This window comes from Rhodococcoides sp. S146-33 (assembly GCF_059489205.1).
In genome coordinates, this window is sequence record NZ_JCAJWY010000007.1 from 159,248 (window position 1) to 173,600 (window position 14,353).

General features: G+C 66.1%; 17 protein-coding genes and 1 pseudogene. 17 read left to right on the forward strand and 1 reads right to left on the reverse strand.

Annotated elements, in window-relative coordinates:
- The first annotated feature begins 110 nt into the window (after positions 1-110).
- The 3 genes from AC5WEY_RS22905 to AC5WEY_RS22915 are packed head-to-tail and all read left to right on the forward strand — an operon-like array spanning position 111 to position 2,821.
- Complete coding sequence (locus AC5WEY_RS22905) at positions 111-1,277, forward strand: NAD-dependent epimerase/dehydratase family protein (protein WP_495647672.1); 1,167 nt, start codon at positions 111-113, stop codon at positions 1,275-1,277.
- A complete protein-coding gene (locus AC5WEY_RS22910; protein ID WP_495647673.1) occupies positions 1,270-2,310 on the forward strand; it encodes a lysophospholipid acyltransferase family protein in 1,041 nt (346 codons plus the stop codon). The genes AC5WEY_RS22905 and AC5WEY_RS22910 overlap by 8 nt, the downstream gene beginning before the upstream one ends.
- 22 nt (positions 2,311-2,332) lie before the next feature.
- The gene (locus AC5WEY_RS22915) at positions 2,333-2,821 is read left to right on the forward strand and encodes a GNAT family N-acetyltransferase (protein WP_057475483.1); all 489 of its coding nucleotides are present in this window, start codon (positions 2,333-2,335) and stop codon (positions 2,819-2,821) included.
- Between the two features lie 9 nt (positions 2,822-2,830).
- On the opposite strand, the gene AC5WEY_RS22920 is transcribed toward AC5WEY_RS22915, so the two are convergent.
- Positions 2,831-3,766 carry an HAD family hydrolase gene (locus tag AC5WEY_RS22920; protein ID WP_235581499.1) on the reverse strand — a complete coding sequence of 312 codons (936 nt, stop codon included), beginning with the start codon at positions 3,764-3,766 and terminating at the stop codon, positions 2,831-2,833.
- Positions 3,767-4,010: 244 nt separating this feature from the next.
- Between AC5WEY_RS22920 and AC5WEY_RS22925 the strand changes: the two genes are divergently transcribed.
- The 14 genes and pseudogenes from AC5WEY_RS22925 (at position 4,011) to AC5WEY_RS22990 (ending at position 14,352) form a co-directional block, all read left to right on the forward strand.
- Complete coding sequence (locus AC5WEY_RS22925; RefSeq protein ID WP_495647674.1) at positions 4,011-4,292, forward strand: glutaredoxin family protein; 282 nt, start codon at positions 4,011-4,013, stop codon at positions 4,290-4,292.
- Positions 4,293-4,447: 155 nt separating this feature from the next.
- Positions 4,448-5,278, forward strand: coding sequence for a redox-sensing transcriptional repressor Rex (locus AC5WEY_RS22930; RefSeq protein WP_495647675.1), 831 nt, complete (start codon positions 4,448-4,450; stop codon positions 5,276-5,278).
- Positions 5,275-6,687, forward strand: coding sequence for a glutamyl-tRNA reductase (locus tag AC5WEY_RS22935; RefSeq protein WP_495647676.1), 1,413 nt, complete (start codon positions 5,275-5,277; stop codon positions 6,685-6,687). Before AC5WEY_RS22930 ends, AC5WEY_RS22935 begins: the two co-directional genes overlap by 4 nt.
- A gap of 5 nt (positions 6,688-6,692) precedes the next feature.
- The gene (gene hemC / locus AC5WEY_RS22940) at positions 6,693-7,661 is read left to right on the forward strand and encodes a hydroxymethylbilane synthase (protein WP_495647715.1); all 969 of its coding nucleotides are present in this window, start codon (positions 6,693-6,695) and stop codon (positions 7,659-7,661) included.
- A 159-nt stretch (positions 7,662-7,820) separates the two neighbouring features.
- On the forward strand, positions 7,821-9,383 hold the full coding sequence (locus tag AC5WEY_RS22945; RefSeq protein ID WP_032401867.1) for a bifunctional uroporphyrinogen-III C-methyltransferase/uroporphyrinogen-III synthase: 1,563 nt from the start codon (positions 7,821-7,823) through the stop codon (positions 9,381-9,383).
- Positions 9,384-9,458: 75 nt separating this feature from the next.
- Positions 9,459-10,433 carry a porphobilinogen synthase gene (gene hemB / locus AC5WEY_RS22950; protein ID WP_495647677.1) on the forward strand — a complete coding sequence of 325 codons (975 nt, stop codon included), beginning with the start codon at positions 9,459-9,461 and terminating at the stop codon, positions 10,431-10,433.
- The gene (locus tag AC5WEY_RS22955; RefSeq protein ID WP_495647678.1) at positions 10,430-11,053 is read left to right on the forward strand and encodes a hypothetical protein; all 624 of its coding nucleotides are present in this window, start codon (positions 10,430-10,432) and stop codon (positions 11,051-11,053) included. Before hemB ends, AC5WEY_RS22955 begins: the two co-directional genes overlap by 4 nt.
- 97 nt (positions 11,054-11,150) lie before the next feature.
- Positions 11,151-11,309 (forward strand): hypothetical protein, encoded by a 159-nt coding sequence (locus AC5WEY_RS22960; RefSeq protein WP_156399334.1) that lies wholly within the window; start codon positions 11,151-11,153, stop codon positions 11,307-11,309.
- A gap of 70 nt (positions 11,310-11,379) precedes the next feature.
- Positions 11,380-11,808 carry a hypothetical protein gene (locus tag AC5WEY_RS22965; RefSeq protein ID WP_495647679.1) on the forward strand — a complete coding sequence of 143 codons (429 nt, stop codon included), beginning with the start codon at positions 11,380-11,382 and terminating at the stop codon, positions 11,806-11,808.
- Position 11,809: 1 nt separating this feature from the next.
- Positions 11,810-12,286, forward strand: a complete 477-nt coding sequence (gene mce1N / locus AC5WEY_RS22970) for a transport-regulating membrane protein Mce1N (RefSeq protein ID WP_495647716.1) — start codon at positions 11,810-11,812, stop codon at positions 12,284-12,286.
- Complete coding sequence (locus tag AC5WEY_RS22975; protein ID WP_495647680.1) at positions 12,283-12,534, forward strand: hypothetical protein; 252 nt, start codon at positions 12,283-12,285, stop codon at positions 12,532-12,534. The genes mce1N and AC5WEY_RS22975 overlap by 4 nt, the downstream gene beginning before the upstream one ends.
- Before the next feature lie 16 nt (positions 12,535-12,550).
- Positions 12,551-12,832, forward strand: coding sequence for a metal-sensitive transcriptional regulator (locus tag AC5WEY_RS22980; protein ID WP_057475165.1), 282 nt, complete (start codon positions 12,551-12,553; stop codon positions 12,830-12,832).
- 20 nt (positions 12,833-12,852) lie between these two features.
- Positions 12,853-13,056, forward strand: coding sequence for a heavy-metal-associated domain-containing protein (locus tag AC5WEY_RS22985; RefSeq protein ID WP_057475166.1), 204 nt, complete (start codon positions 12,853-12,855; stop codon positions 13,054-13,056).
- Positions 13,057-13,144: 88 nt separating this feature from the next.
- Positions 13,145-14,352 (forward strand): annotated as a pseudogene (locus AC5WEY_RS22990) (PQQ-dependent sugar dehydrogenase).
- Position 14,353 lies beyond the last annotated feature (1 nt).

Sequence of the window (14,353 nt, forward strand, 5' to 3'; positions counted from 1 at the left end):
ACCATCGGTGGCGGGCCTCCTGGCGTTCGAACGTGGGCTTCGCTTCTTACCCTCGCGTCTGCCCATCGATCCAGTAGGCTTTGGGCCGGAGCCGATGTTGGGGGTGCGCAGTGAGTCCGAGCGATCGTGGTGTTGCCGCGCCCCGAGTAGTTCTGGTGACCGGAGCCAGTCGTTTTCTCGGTGGATACCTCGTCACCAGACTGGCCCAGAACCCCCAGATCGAGCGGGTGATCGCCGTCGATGCGCTGTCGCCGAGCAAGGATCTGCTCCGACGCATGGGGCGTGCCGAGTTCGTTCGTGCAGATATCCGAAACCCGTTGATCGGCAAAGTGATTCGAAATGCCGGGGTGGATACCGTCGTACATGCTTCCACCGTGGCCAAGCCCCCGAAATCCGGCGGCCGCGCCACGATGAAAGACCTCAACGTGATCGGCGCGATGCAGCTGTTCGCGGTGTGCCAGAAATCCCCGACGGTGGAGAAGGTGGTACTGCGGTCGTCGTCCTCGGTGTACGGCTGCAGCGCGAAGGATCCGGTGAAGTTCACCGAGGAGATGAGCGCCCGACGCCCACCGAGCGGTGCGTACGCGCGGGACACCATCGACATCGAGGGCTACGTTCGCGGACTGGGCCGTCGACGACCGGACATCGCCGTGTCGATCCTCCGGATGGCACCGCTGATCGGCCCACGATTGAACGGCACCATCTCGCGGTACCTGACCTCGCCGCTGATCCCGAGCATCATCGGACGCGATGCACGTATGCAGTTGCTGCACGAAGAAGACGCCCTCGCCGCGCTCGAGCGCGCCACCATCGGTGGTCCGGCGGGCACGTTCAACATCGGGGCCGATGGCACGATCATGCTCTCGCAGGCGATCCGCCGGGCCGGACGCGTGCAGGTGCCGGTTCCGTTTCCACTGTTCAAGAGTGTCGGCCGCGCTCTCATGGGCGGCATGATGCGCGAATTCACCACCGAACAACTCGACTACTTCCACTTCGGCTGTGGCCTCGACACCACTCGGATGCGTTCGGTCCTGGGCTTCGAGCCGCGGTGGACAACGGTTCAAGCATTCGACGACTTCGTCCGCGGCGCTGCACTGCGCCCGGTCATCAGAACCGAGTGGGTGGACGGCATCGAGAATCGACTGCTCTCGGCCGTCGATACCGGTGCATCCACGGCGCGCGCGCTGGCATCGCTGCGGAGCTCGAACACAGTGCTTACTTCGGACACAATGCCTACGCCGCACACAGTGCACAGCTCGGGAGGGACGGGTGAGTGAAGTGGCCAAAGTGATTCCGCTGCACGGTGGCCGCTCGGTCCGTGCGTCTCAGGGTTCGCGCGAACGGCACCCCTCCGCCTACACCGAGCCGCGTGAGCCGACGCCGTTGCTCGACCCCGCCCCCGCAGTCGCGCCCGTTCCGGCGACGGCGATCCCGACTCCGTTGCTCTCGATGATCGACGACACCAAGACCGCTGTGGTGGACCAGATCTCGTCCGTTGCCGAGTTCGTGCGCAGGCGTCTGGCCGGCGACTACAGCGTCGACGAGTTCGGTTACGACCCACACTTCGCCGACGCCATCTGGCTTCCACTGCTGCGGCCGCTGTTCGAGAAGTGGTTCCGCGTCGAAGTCAAGGGCCTCGAGAACATCCCGTCGGACGGCGGCGCGCTCGTCGTCGCCAATCACGCAGGTGTAGTGCCCGTCGACGCGTTGATGGCGTCGGTCGCGGTGCGGGATCACCATCCGGCGCATCGTCCGCTGCGAATGTTGGCCGCCGACATGGCTTTCGAGATGCCCGGCGTCGGTACCATCGCCCGCAAGGCCGGGCACACGTTGGCGTGCAACCCCGATGCCGAGCGACTGCTGCGTACAGGCGAACTGGCAGCGGTGTTCCCCGAGGGCTTCAAGGGCATCGGCAAGCCGTTCAGTGAGCGCTACAAACTGCAGCGATTCGGCCGTGGCGGGTTCGTCTCGGCGGCTCTGCGAACGGGGGCACCGATCATCCCGTGCTCCATCGTCGGCTCGGAGGAGATCTACCCGAAGATCGGCGACATCGCGCCACTGGCTCGACTGATGGGTATGCCGTACTTTCCGGTCACGCCGTTCTTCCCGCACTTCGGTCCGCTGGGACTTATTCCGTTGCCGTCCAAGTGGTACATCGAGTTCGGCAAGCCGATTCGTACCGACTCGTACGACGCGACCGCGTTCGAGGATCCGATGGTTCTCTTCGAGCTGACCGACCAAGTCCGCGAAACCATCCAGCACACGCTGTATCGACTGCTGGCCAAGAGGCGCAACGTCTTCCTGGGGTGAACGCACGGGTTATCCTGTGCCAGTGCACATTCGCGACACCACCACCGACGATCTGCCCGAGATTCTCGACATCCACAACGATGCTGTCGCCAACACGACTGCCATCTGGGACGAGGAACAGGTGGACCTCGCCGATCGCACGGCGTGGTTCGACGGCCGCATCGCCGCGGGATACCCCGTCCTCACCGCCGAGGTCGACGGCCGGGTGGCCGGATACGCGTCGTACGGGCAGTGGCGGGTCAAGAGCGGTTACCGGCACTCGGTGGAGCACTCGGTGTACATCCACCGGGACTTCTATCGGCGGGGCCTGGCCAGTGCGCTGCTGAGCGAATTGATCGAGCGGGCCAGGGCAAGCGACGTGCACGTGCTGGTGGGGTTCATCGAGTCCGAGAACACCACATCGATCGCGCTGCACGAGAAATTCGGCTTCGCCACCGTCGGGCAGATGCCGGAAGTAGGCGTCAAGTTCGGCCGATGGCTCGACCTGACCCTGATGCAGCTGACGCTCTGACCGGATGGGTCAAGCCTTGCGACGGCCGACCACGGCAGCGAGTCCGCCGCCCACTGCGCCCAGGGCCAACGCCGTCGGAACGCCGATCTTGGCGGCCTTGCGTCCGGTGCGGTAGTCGCGAATTTCCCAGCCCCGGTTCTTGGCCAGCTCGCGCAGGTCCGGATCGGGATTGATCGCCACGGCGGTGCCGACGAGCGAGAGCATCGGAACGTCGTTGTGGCTGTCCGAGTACGCGGTGCACCGCTTGAGGTTGAGGCCTTCACGGACCGCGAGCGAGCGCACTGCGTGTGCCTTGCCGATGCCGTGGAGGATGTCTCCGACGAGGCGGCCGGTGAACACCCCGTCCGTGCTCTCGGCGACGGTTCCCAGTGCCCCGGTGAGGCCGAGCCGCTTGGCGATGATCTGAGCCAGCTCCAGGGGAGTGGCCGTGACCAGCCACACCTGCTGGCCGGCGTCGAGGTGCATCTGCGCGAGAGCACGAGTACCGGCCCAGATCTTGTCGGCGATGACCTCGTCGTAGATCTCTTCGCCGAGCGTGGTCAGTTCGGAGGTGGGACGGCCCTTGATGAACGAGAGCGCCTTTTCTCGGCCGCTCGCCACGTCCTCGCTGTTCTCCTTGCCGCTGACCCTGAATTTGACTTGCTGCCAAGCGAATTGAGCCAGGTCGCCGCTGGTGAAGTACTTGCGAGCGGCCAGCCCGCGAGCGAAGTGGATGATAGACGCGCCCTGGACCATGGTGTTGTCCACGTCGAAGAAGGCCGCAGCGGTGAGGTCCCGCGGAATCGCACCCTCGGACTCGATCTGCAGCGCGAGGGCGGCGTCGGCACTGGCCTGGCCGGCCACATTGGCACGGACTTCGGCATCGGACGGACCGAAGGGGTTGCGAATCCTGCGAATGCGCCGCTTGAGCTGCTTGTCCTCGCGCGGATTCTCGGTGTCGACCATGTCGATGTCGGGCGTGGCCTCGATCGGCAGGTCGGTTCCCCCGTCACTCACTTCGGTCCTCTTCCTACTCGAGTACTCGATGCAGCCCAGTCGGTTACCGAAGCTTCCCACTCGGTTACCCATGCAGCCTAGTCGCGGGTCCGACAGGACCGGCGGGGGACAAGCGAAGCCGGGTGAGAGCGTGGTCCGGCGGAGTGGCGGCCTGTGACGTTCGTCTCCATTGCGGACGTGTCACAGTGGACGGATGCAGACGACTCCCCCCGGCGTGGCTCTTCTCACCCGTGCAGGCTGCCATTCGTGCGCCCACGCACTGGAGGTGTTGACCGAGGTGTGCGGCGAGTTCGACGTGGCCGTGACGGTCGTCGACGTCGACGAGGCGGCAACGGAATCGCCTGACCTGCGTGCGGAGTACGGGGACCGAGTGCCGGTGGTACTGCTCGACGGCATCGAGCACAGCTACTGGGAGGTGGACGTGCCCCGATTGCGGGCCGATCTGGCCCGGGCAGGGCACCCTAAGAACGTGTGATTCGTCTCCGTGTGCAGGTGAGGGCCGGTCTGCGCAACTTTGTTCATTCGTTCACAAGCGGTTACCGTGGTGTGAACAGCATTCGTGAAATAGACACGAACGCAGGATCAGCGTGAAGACCGGCATCGACGCCGTTCGGACGAGGAGCCCCAGACGTGACCGAAGAGCGCCCGTCGCCCAGCGGCGTAGAGCGGGTCATCCCTCAGGCTACGGTCACCCGTCTCGCGACCTACCTGCGGGTCCTCTCGATCCTCGCAGACGAGGGCGTTCTCATCGTCTCCAGTGAAGAATTGGCTACCGCAGCAGGCGTCGGATCGGCCAAGCTTCGCAAAGATCTTTCCTTTCTCGGCCCCAACGGCGTTCGCGGTGTCGGCTACGACGTTGCGCGCTTGCGCGCCAAGATCGAGAGTGCACTCGGACTCGATCGCGGCCACCGCGTCGTACTGGTGGGAGTCGGCAATCTGGGACAGGCGCTGGCCGGATACGGCGGATTCGCACGTCGCGGCTTCACCATGGTCGGTCTCTTCGACCGCGACTCGGCGCGCGTGGGCACCGACGTCGACGGACTGATCGTCCGGCACGTCGACGAACTCGACAAGGCCTGCCGTGAACTCGAAGCCACGATCGGCGTCATCGCCACCCCCGACGACGCCGTGCACGTCGTCGCCGAAAAACTCGTTGCCGGCGGCGTCGAGTGCATTCTGAGCTTCTCGCCGATGGTGCTCGACGTTCCCGAACACGTCGAGGTGCGGCGCGTGGATCTGGCCGTGGAGATGCAGGTCCTCTCCTTCAACAGCTCCCGCAACATGTCTGAACCGGGCGGCGTGACCGTGCCGACCGTCGTGACTGCGCCTCGGCCACAGCCGGTCTCACCGCCTCCACTCACGTCCACGGCACGTCTGGGCCGCAGTCACGGCCCGCGCATCGCCGGTAATCCAAGCCCAGTCAACAGTTCGACAAGAAACGGATCGGTGATTGCACCGTGAGTGTCCTTCTCGTCGGGATATCGCACCGTAGCGCTCCCGTCGCAGTCCTCGAGCGTGTCGCCATCACGGACACCGATCGCCCGAAACTGACCGACAAACTGATGGCCAGCGGAAGCATCTCCGAGGTCATGGTGGTGTCCACGTGCAATCGGGTCGAGATCTATGCCGTCGTCGACGCCTTCCACGGCGCGTTGACCGCCGTCGGCGAAGTACTCGGTGAGCACTCCGGACTCGAGGTCGCGGACCTGACCAAGCACGCCTACGTGCGCTACAGCGAGGCTGCCGTCGAGCATCTGTTCGCAGTGGCCAGCGGCCTGGACTCGATGGTCATCGGCGAGCAGCAGATCCTCGGCCAGATCCGGTCGGCATACGCGGCCTCGGACGGGCAGCAGGCCTCCGGCCGAGTGCTGCACGAACTGGCTCAGCAGGCGCTGCGCGTCGGCAAGCGAGTACACAGCGAAACCGGGATCGACGCCGCCGGAGCTTCGGTGGTCTCGGTGGCGCTCGATCGCGCCGCCGCGATGTTCGGCGGTTCCCTCGCCGGTCGCAAGGCCGTCGTGCTCGGAGCCGGAGCCATGGGCGGCCTGGCCGTCGCGCACCTCGGCCGCGCCGGAATCGGCGGCCTCACCGTCGTCAACCGCACCCGCGAGCGGGCCGACCACCTGGCCGAGAACGCCGTCTCGAACGGAATCACGGCAACGTCGGTCGCCCTCGAAAATCTGCCCGACGCGGTGGCCGCGGCCGACATCCTCATCACCTGTACCGGTGCGGTGGGGGCCGTGGTCTCCATTGCCGATGCTCACCTCGCGCTCGTCGGCCGCGACGCCGAGCATCCCCTGGTGATCTGCGATCTCGGACTGCCTCGCGACGTCGACGCCGCGGTGGCCCAGCTGCCGGGCATCACCGTCTTCGACATGGAGTCGCTGCAGCGTGACCCCGCTGCGGGTGCTGCGGCGAACGACGCGTCGGCGGCACGCGAGATCGTCTCCAGTGAACTCTCGGGTTACCTTGCGGGACAACGACTTGCCGAGGTCACCCCCACTGTCACCGCACTGCGTCAGCGCGCTGCCGAAGTGGTCGAGGGGGAGTTGCTTCGCCTCGAGTCGCGGCTGCCCGGGCTCGATTCACCGCAGCGCGACGAGGTGGCCCGTACCGTGCGCCGGGTAGTCGACAAGTTGCTGCACTCGCCGACCGTGCGCGTCAAGCAGCTCGCCAGCACCCCGGGCGGGGACTCCTACGCCGCTGCATTGCGGGAACTGTTCGAGCTCAGCCCCGGTTCGGTCGATGCGGTGGCGACGCCGATGGAGATCGGCGCGCTGGAGCTGGTCGACGACTTCACCGCCAGCCGTACCGATCTGCGCTCGGATTCTCACCCCGGCGGGTCCGCCGGTCAGGAGCGGTCGGAGTGAGCAACATCGTCAAGATCGGCACGCGCGGAAGCCTTTTGGCGACCACTCAGGCCGATACCGTGCGCGTGGCTCTCGCCGCAGCAGGGGTCGAGGCCGAACTGGTGATCGTCAAGACTGCAGGCGACCTGTCTGCCGCACCCGTACAGACCATCGGCGTCGGTGTCTTCACCGCAGCGCTGCGCGAGGCACTCGCCGACGGCACCGTGGACATCGCCGTGCACTCGTACAAGGATCTGCCGACGGCAGCCGACGATCGGTTCGTCATCGCGGCCATCCCGGCCCGCGAGGATCCCCGGGATGCCCTGGTGGCCCGCGACGGGCTGGTGCTGGGTGAGCTGCCCGCGGACGCGAAGGTCGGTACCTCCGCACCCCGTCGGATTGCTCAATTGCGCGCTCTCGGACAGGGATTGGACGTCCGTCCGCTGCGAGGCAACCTCGACACCAGGATCGGGAAGGTGGCGTCGGGCGAGCTCGACGCCGTCATCGTCGCCCGCGCCGGACTGGCCCGCATCGGCCGACTCGACGTCGTCACCGAAGCACTCGATCCGGTGCAGTTGCTACCGGCACCTGCTCAAGGTGCCCTGGCTGTCGAATGCCGTACGGGCGACACCGATCTCGCGGCGGCCATCGCCACCCTCGACGACGCCCATGCGCGTGCCGCGGTGGCAGCCGAACGTGGACTGCTGGCCGAACTGGAAGCCGGCTGCACCGCTCCGGTCGGCGCGATCGCCGAGGTCGTCGAATCCATCGACGAGGACGGCCGCATCTTCGACGAACTGTCGTTGCGTGGCTGCGTAGCCGCGATCGACGGCAGCGACACCATCCGCGCGTCGATCGTCGGATCACCCGACCGCGCCGAGGAGCTGGGCCGGGAATTGGCCCGTGAACTGCTCGATCTCGGTGCCCGCGAACTCGTTTCAGTCACCGAACCAGCGCAGGCCGGTTCTCAGTTACAGGGTGGATCTCATGTCTAGGGCCATAACCGCACCCGTCCGCGGACGCGCCAAACGCACGGCGACCCGTCCGGTCGTACGGAGAGAGTCGATCGCCACCGCTCGACTCATTCCGAAACGGGGCACGGCAACCCCGATAGAACTGCAGTACCCACACAAGACAGCACTGGAGAACAACCGATGAGCCCAGTCCGCAAGAACACCAACGGACGGATCCTGTTCGTGGGATCCGGGCCCGGTGACCCGGCTCTGCTCACGGTCCGGGCACGTGAAGTGCTCGGAGCGGCCGAGCTCGCATTCACCGATCCCGACGTCGACAAGGGCGTCACCGCGCTCGTCGGTGCCGATGTCCCACGGGACGCGGAAACAGGCGAGAACGGTGTCGAGGTTCGTCCGGCGCTCGGCGAGCCCGCCGAGGTCGCCAAAACGCTTCTCGCCGAGGCCAAGAACGGCCACGACGTGGTTCGCCTCGTCTCCGGCGATCCGCTCACCACCGATTCGGTGATCGCTGAGGTCAGTGCCGTCGCCCGGACGCACGTGCCCTTCGAGGTGCTCCCGGGCCTGCCCGCGGGATCCGCAGTGCCCAGCTACGCCGGCATGGCACTGGGCTCGGGCCACACCGAGGCCGACGTCCGCGGCGAGGTCGACTGGGCAGCGCTCGCTGCTGCGCCCGGTCCGCTGGTGCTGCACGCGACGTCGGGTCACCTGGCCGAAACCGCCAGTGCCCTCGTCGAACACGGTCTCGCACCGCAAACGCCTGCAGCCATCACCGTTCGTGGCACCACCCGTCAGCAGCGCACCGTCGAGGCAACGCTGGCGACTCTGAACGACGCCGGATCCGAGCTCGTCGGGTCCCTCGTAGTCACCGTCGGCAAGGTCGTCTCGGGCCGAAACAAGATGTCCTGGTGGGAGTCTCGCGCACTGTACGGCTGGACCGTGCTGGTGCCGCGTACCAAGGACCAGGCCGGTGAGATGAGTGATCGCCTCGTCACGCACGGGGCCATCCCCATCGAAGTGCCGACCATCGCCGTCGAGCCCCCGCGCAGCCCGGCCCAGATGGAGCGTTCCGTCAAGGGCCTCGTCGACGGCCGCTACCAGTGGGTCGTCTTCACCTCCACCAATGCCGTTCGGGCAGTGTGGGAGAAGTTCGAGGAGTTCGGCCTGGACGCCCGCGCGTTCTCCGGCGTCAAGATCGCGTGCGTCGGTGAGGCAACCGCGGCGAAGGTGCGCTCGTTCGGCATCAATCCCGAACTCGTGCCGTCGGGGGAGCAGAGCTCGCTCGGACTGCTCGAGGACTTCCCGCCGTACGACGAGGTGTTCGACCCGGTCAATCGAGTTCTGTTGCCGCGTGCCGACATCGCGACCGAAACGCTCGCCGAAGGCTTGCGCGAACGCGGCTGGGAGATCGACGACGTCACCGCGTACCGCACCGTTCGGGCAGCGCCGCCGCCCGCCGAGACCCGCGAGATGATCAAGACCGGCGGATTCGACGCAGTGTGCTTCACGTCGAGCTCCACCGTCCGGAACCTGGTCGGCATCGCTGGAAAGCCGCACGCCCGCACACTCGTTGCGTGCATCGGTCCCAAGACCGCCGAGACGGCTGTCGAATTCGGTCTGCGCGTGGACGTGCAGCCCGAGTCGGCTCAGGTCGGACCGCTGGTCGAGGCGCTCGCCGAGCACGCGGCTCGCCTGCGCGCCGAGGGTGCACTGCCTCCGCCGCGCAAGAAGTCACGTAGGCGCTGACGCGCCTCGTGCGTGTTGTGCGTACCTCCGGCTACGCACAACGCGCACGACGAACGAAGTGAGGCAGGTTCCGCCGTGTTCCCCACCGACCGCCCCCGCCGCCTGCGCCGTACTCCGGCGCTGCGCCGGCTCGTAGCCGAAACGTCCTTGGAGCCGCGGCATCTGATACTGCCGATGTTCGTGGCCGACGGCATCTCCGAGCCGCGGGAGATCAGCTCGATGCCCGGGGTGTTCCAGCACACGCTGGACTCGCTGAGCGTTGCAGCCGAGGAGGCCGTGACGGCAGGCGTCGGCGGCGTCATGCTGTTCGGTGTGCCGAAATCCGAGGACAAGGACGAAATTGGCTCGGGGGCAACCGATCCGGACGGAATCCTGAACCGTGGACTGGCTCGGTTGAAGACCGACCTCGGGGATTCGACGGTCATCATGGCCGACACGTGTCTGGACGAGTTCACGTCACACGGTCATTGCGGGGTGCTGGGGGAGAACGGTTCGATCGACAACGACGCCACCCTGCTGCGCTACGTCGACATGGCCGTCGCGCAGGCGGACGCGGGTGCTCACCTGCTCGGACCCAGCGGAATGATGGACGGTCAGGTCGGGGCGATCCGCGCCGGACTGGACGCGGCGGGCCACGTGGACGTGGGGCAGCTGGCGTACTCCGCGAAGTACGCCTCGGCCTTCTACGGCCCGTTCCGCGAAGCCGTGGGCTCGTCGTTGCAGGGCGACCGCCGCACGTATCAGCAGGACGCGCGGAACCGCCGTGAGGCCACTCACGAGGTGGAACTCGATCTCGCCGAGGGTGCCGACATGGTGATGGTCAAGCCGGCCATGTCGTATCTCGACATACTTCGCGATGTGGCCGAGATGTCGCCGGTTCCGGTTGCGGCGTATCAGATCTCCGGGGAATATTCGATGATCACCGCCGCCGCGCAGAACGGATGGATCGATCGCGACGCGGCGGTGTTGGAATCGCTCGTCGGAATACGACGTGCGGGTGCCGACGTGGTACTGACCTACTGGGCAACCGAAGTGGCGGGCTGGCTGTGAACGATTTTCCACCGGGAAACAACCCCGACAGCAACACGCCCAACAACCCACCCTCGCAACCGGATTGGCAGCGCTGGGAGCTCGAGCACGGGTTCCCGCAATCCGGCCCGGAGCTGGAGCCGATCGCGCGACCGGCACCGGTCGACGTGGAGACGGCTCGCCATCTGTGGTGGGGAGTGGCGCTGATCGGTGCTCTCTCGGGGCTGTATTCGGTTTGGACTTTGTTCGGGGCGCGTGAGGAATTTGCGCAGTCTCTTCTCGACGAACTCGCGGCGCAGGACGCGGCAGCGGACATGACCGTCGAATCCACGCAGTCGATGGTGACGGTGATGCTGGTCGTCACCATGTTCGTCGTGATCGGGTTCGGGGCGTTGTTCCTGTTCTGGGTGAAGCGGATGCGTGCGGGCAAGATGTGGGCCCGGATGCTGCTGACCGTCATCGGATCGTTCATCGTGTTCACCACGATCCTCGATCTGTTCGCCATGGCATCGACGTCGGGCGCGATGAACATCGTGATGGGCGTACTCAGTATCGGCCAGGGTGTACTCGCCGCCGGGGCGATCTACCTGATGCATCGACGTGAATCCAACGAATACTTCTTCGCGTCCAAGCGGGCGTAGTTGTCGGAACTGGGTAGTTTCGGGCGTGTTCTCGGCTACCAGCACGGCTGTGTGACTAGCATCACTCTCGATATCGTTTCGAGTGATCGGATCCGACATGGCAGAGAACACCCCTGCAGCAGCGAGCGTCGCCCAGACAGTCGACCCTGAGGCCTGTCCCCGGGAGAGCGGCCGACCCGGTTGGGCTCTGCTCGGGTTGCTCCTTGCCGTCTCGGCCGCAATCGCCATCATGGCGCTGGGGATTTCCGCCGGCTGAGTGCTCGGTGACCGTCCGGAATTTCTGCCGGCGGAACTCTGTGTCACCCCGCGGTGGCAGGATGTCTGACGTGAGCGCAGACACAAACGCATCGATCGTCCGTCCTCGGGTGGTCTCGGCCGCCTACTGGCTGTGGCTTGCCTCGGCCGTGTTGCTGATCGTCGTCTGCATGATCGCCCTGACGCTCCCCGCCGATCAGATTCGCGCCTCGTTCAGCTCGGAAGCGCAGGGCAATTCGTTCCTGACCGTCTTTCGCGGCCTCGGCGTGATCTCCGGAGTGGTCGGATTGGCTGTCGGGCTGATGTCGAGCCACGTCCGCGGCGGTGATCCCAGATTTCGACGCGCTCTGGTGACGCTGTCGGGAATTGCCGCTCTGCTGCTGATCTTCGCGGCACTGGTGTTCCCGTTCGTTCCGCTGGTGATCACCATCGGCCTCGTGCTCGCCGCTGTTCTCGTCTACCGACCGTCGGCGCGGGAGTGGTTTCAGCGTGAGCAGTGAGATGTCGACGAGCGAGACCGTGCTGTTCCACGAACCCGGTGGTCGCTGGCGCATGCTGGCGTGGGGGCCCGTGTTCTGCCTCGTGGTGCTGGCCGTCGAGATCGCGTCCGGTCCGGTGATCCACTGGTTCGCACTGGTGCTGTTCTCGCTCATCCTCGTCGGTCTCACCTATGTCCAGCTGCGTGCCGCTCGCATGCACGTCAGCGTCGAACTCACCACCCGGGCGCTGCGCCAGGGAACCGAGACGGTCGACGTCGCCGATATCGACGAGATCTTCCCTCCGGCCGAGTACGCCGACGACGAGTACGAGCCGAAGAGGTGGGAGACGGCGCGAGTGCTCGGGGAGCTCTCGGGTGTGCCGCGTAAGCGCCACGGCATCGGTCTGCGGCTGGTGGGCGGTGGGATGGTTCAGGCCTGGGCCAAGGACGACGACGGGTTGCGCGCGGCCCTCGAAACGGCCAAACGGGAGTACCTGTGAGCAAGTCCGTCGGCTGGGTGGAGCTCGTTGTTGCGCTGCTGGCGGGGATCGGAGCCGTGGCGTGCTGGAACGTGGGCGTGCGGACCACCGAGTTCCCCGCGGTTCCCGACGTGTCTCCGGCATATCAGGGGACGTTCTACTCGGGGTCCTGGATCGCGCTCGGTGCGCTTGCCGTCATCGTCGCGGGTTTGCTGTTCGTCGACGGTGTGCGCCGAGTACGGACGGACGAGACACCCCCTACCGGGTAGGGGTATCGTTGGCGGCATGAGCAGCTACACCGCAGAGCAGGACGACCTGCTGAAGCGACTGCGTCGCATCGAAGGTCAAGTAGCCGGGATATCCCGCATGGTCGCCGACGACCGCTACTGCATCGACGTTCTCACCCAGGTCTCTGCCGCAACCAAAGCGCTGCAGTCGGTCTCGTTGAAGTTGCTCGATGCCCACCTCGCCGGCTGCGTGGTGGAGGCCGCCAGGCAGGGCGGGCCGGAAGCAGACGCAAAAGTGAAAGAGGCGTCCGAGGCCATAGCGCGTCTCGTGCGCTCCTGACGACGGAAGGGGAGTCGACGATGCACACGACATATTCGGTCGAGGGCATGACGTGCGCACATTGTGCTGCGTCGGTGAAGGAAGAAATATCGGAGATCTCGGGAGTCACCGGCGTCGACGTCGATGTGGATTCCGGTGCGGTCGTGGTGAGCAGCGATTCGACGCTCGATACCGCGGCGGTGGACGCCGCCGTCGCCGAAGCCGGGTACCGACTGGTGTCGTGAACACCTCCGCCCTCCGACGGTGGTTCGGAAACGGCGAAAACGGTGATACCGGAGAAATGGGACTCACCGAAAATCGTCAGGAGGGCTCGTGAAGAAACCGGTCACCGGCGCAGCGGTCATCGCTATGAGCGTCGCCCTGGTAGCGGCCTGCTCGGCGGACACCACCGAACAGGGCGGTAGCGCCGAGCCGTCCGCGACCTCATCGTCGCAGGGATCGGTTTCCGAAGATGCCCCCTCACAGGCCGCGCCTGTCGGGCCGCTGCCGAACCTGTCGGTCACCACCGTGCTCGACGGCCTCGAGAAACCATGGGACGTGGTGGTTGCTCCCGATGGCACGTTGCTGACCGGGGAGCGCTCCGGCCGGTTCGTCATCCGCGACTCCGCAGGAGTGCAGCGTGAACTGGACGCGGACCTGGGCGATCTCTACGCCGCCGGGGAGACCGGACTCATGGGAATCGCACTGGCTACCGATTTCGCCGCGTCGCGAACGATCTACACCTGTCAGGGTGTGCGCGGCGACGCAGGCAACCGCATCGGCGTGATGTCGTGGACCTTGAACCGGAGTGGACTCGGCTCTCGCGAACCGGAACCATCGTCGACGACATTCCCGTCGCCGACGGCGGGCGGCACGGTGGCTGCCGCATCTTGGCCCACCCCGACGGCACGCTGTACATCGGCACCGGTGACAACGCGAAACCGACCTTTCCTCAGGATCGGAACTCGCTGGGCGGCAAGGTGTTACACGTCAACGCCGACGGCACCGCCGCAGCCGACGCACCGGATCGCATCTTCACTCTCGGTCATCGCAACGTGCAGGGACTGGCGATCCGTCCCGGAACCGATCAGATCTTCGAGGTCGAGCAGGGAACGAGCCGAGACGACGAGCTGAACCTGTTGGTGCCGGGCGGCAACTACGGCTACAGCCCCGATCGACGCGCGTCGGTGTACGACGAATCGGTCCCTATGACCGACCCCGACCGGGTTCCCGGTGCTCTGCCTGCGGTGTGGAGCTCGGGTGATCCGACCATCGCCACCCCCGACGTCACCTTCACCGACGGTGAGCAGTGGGGCGCCTGGAACGGTGCCGCGGTGATCTCGAGTCAGCAGGGCGAGAAGCTCGTCTTCCTGGCATTGTCGGAGGACGGAACCGAGTACGTCGCCGAGACGGAGGCGCTGAACGGCACCTACGGCAGGCTGCGTTCGCTCACCCCCTTCGGACGCGACGGCGGCTTCCTGCTCATCACCGACAACGGATCCGACGATCAGATACTGCTCGTCACGCCCGAGATCGGCTGAA

Bases quoted from the DNA above. Each gene is read 5' to 3' on its own strand.
- AC5WEY_RS22920 (WP_235581499.1), bottom strand. From the start codon at position 3,766: ATGGTCGACACCGAGAATCCGCGCGAGGACAAGCAGCTCAAGCGGCGC.
- AC5WEY_RS22925 (WP_495647674.1), top strand. From the start codon at position 4,011: ATGCAGACGACTCCCCCCGGCGTGGCTCTTCTCACCCGTGCAGGCTGC.
- AC5WEY_RS22945 (WP_032401867.1), top strand. From the start codon at position 7,821: ATGAGCCCAGTCCGCAAGAACACCAACGGACGGATCCTGTTCGTGGGA.
- AC5WEY_RS22960 (WP_156399334.1), top strand. From the start codon at position 11,151: ATGGCAGAGAACACCCCTGCAGCAGCGAGCGTCGCCCAGACAGTCGAC.
- mce1N (WP_495647716.1), top strand. From the start codon at position 11,810: ATGTCGACGAGCGAGACCGTGCTGTTCCACGAACCCGGTGGTCGCTGG.
- AC5WEY_RS22980 (WP_057475165.1), top strand. From the start codon at position 12,551: ATGAGCAGCTACACCGCAGAGCAGGACGACCTGCTGAAGCGACTGCGT.
- AC5WEY_RS22985 (WP_057475166.1), top strand. From the start codon at position 12,853: ATGCACACGACATATTCGGTCGAGGGCATGACGTGCGCACATTGTGCT.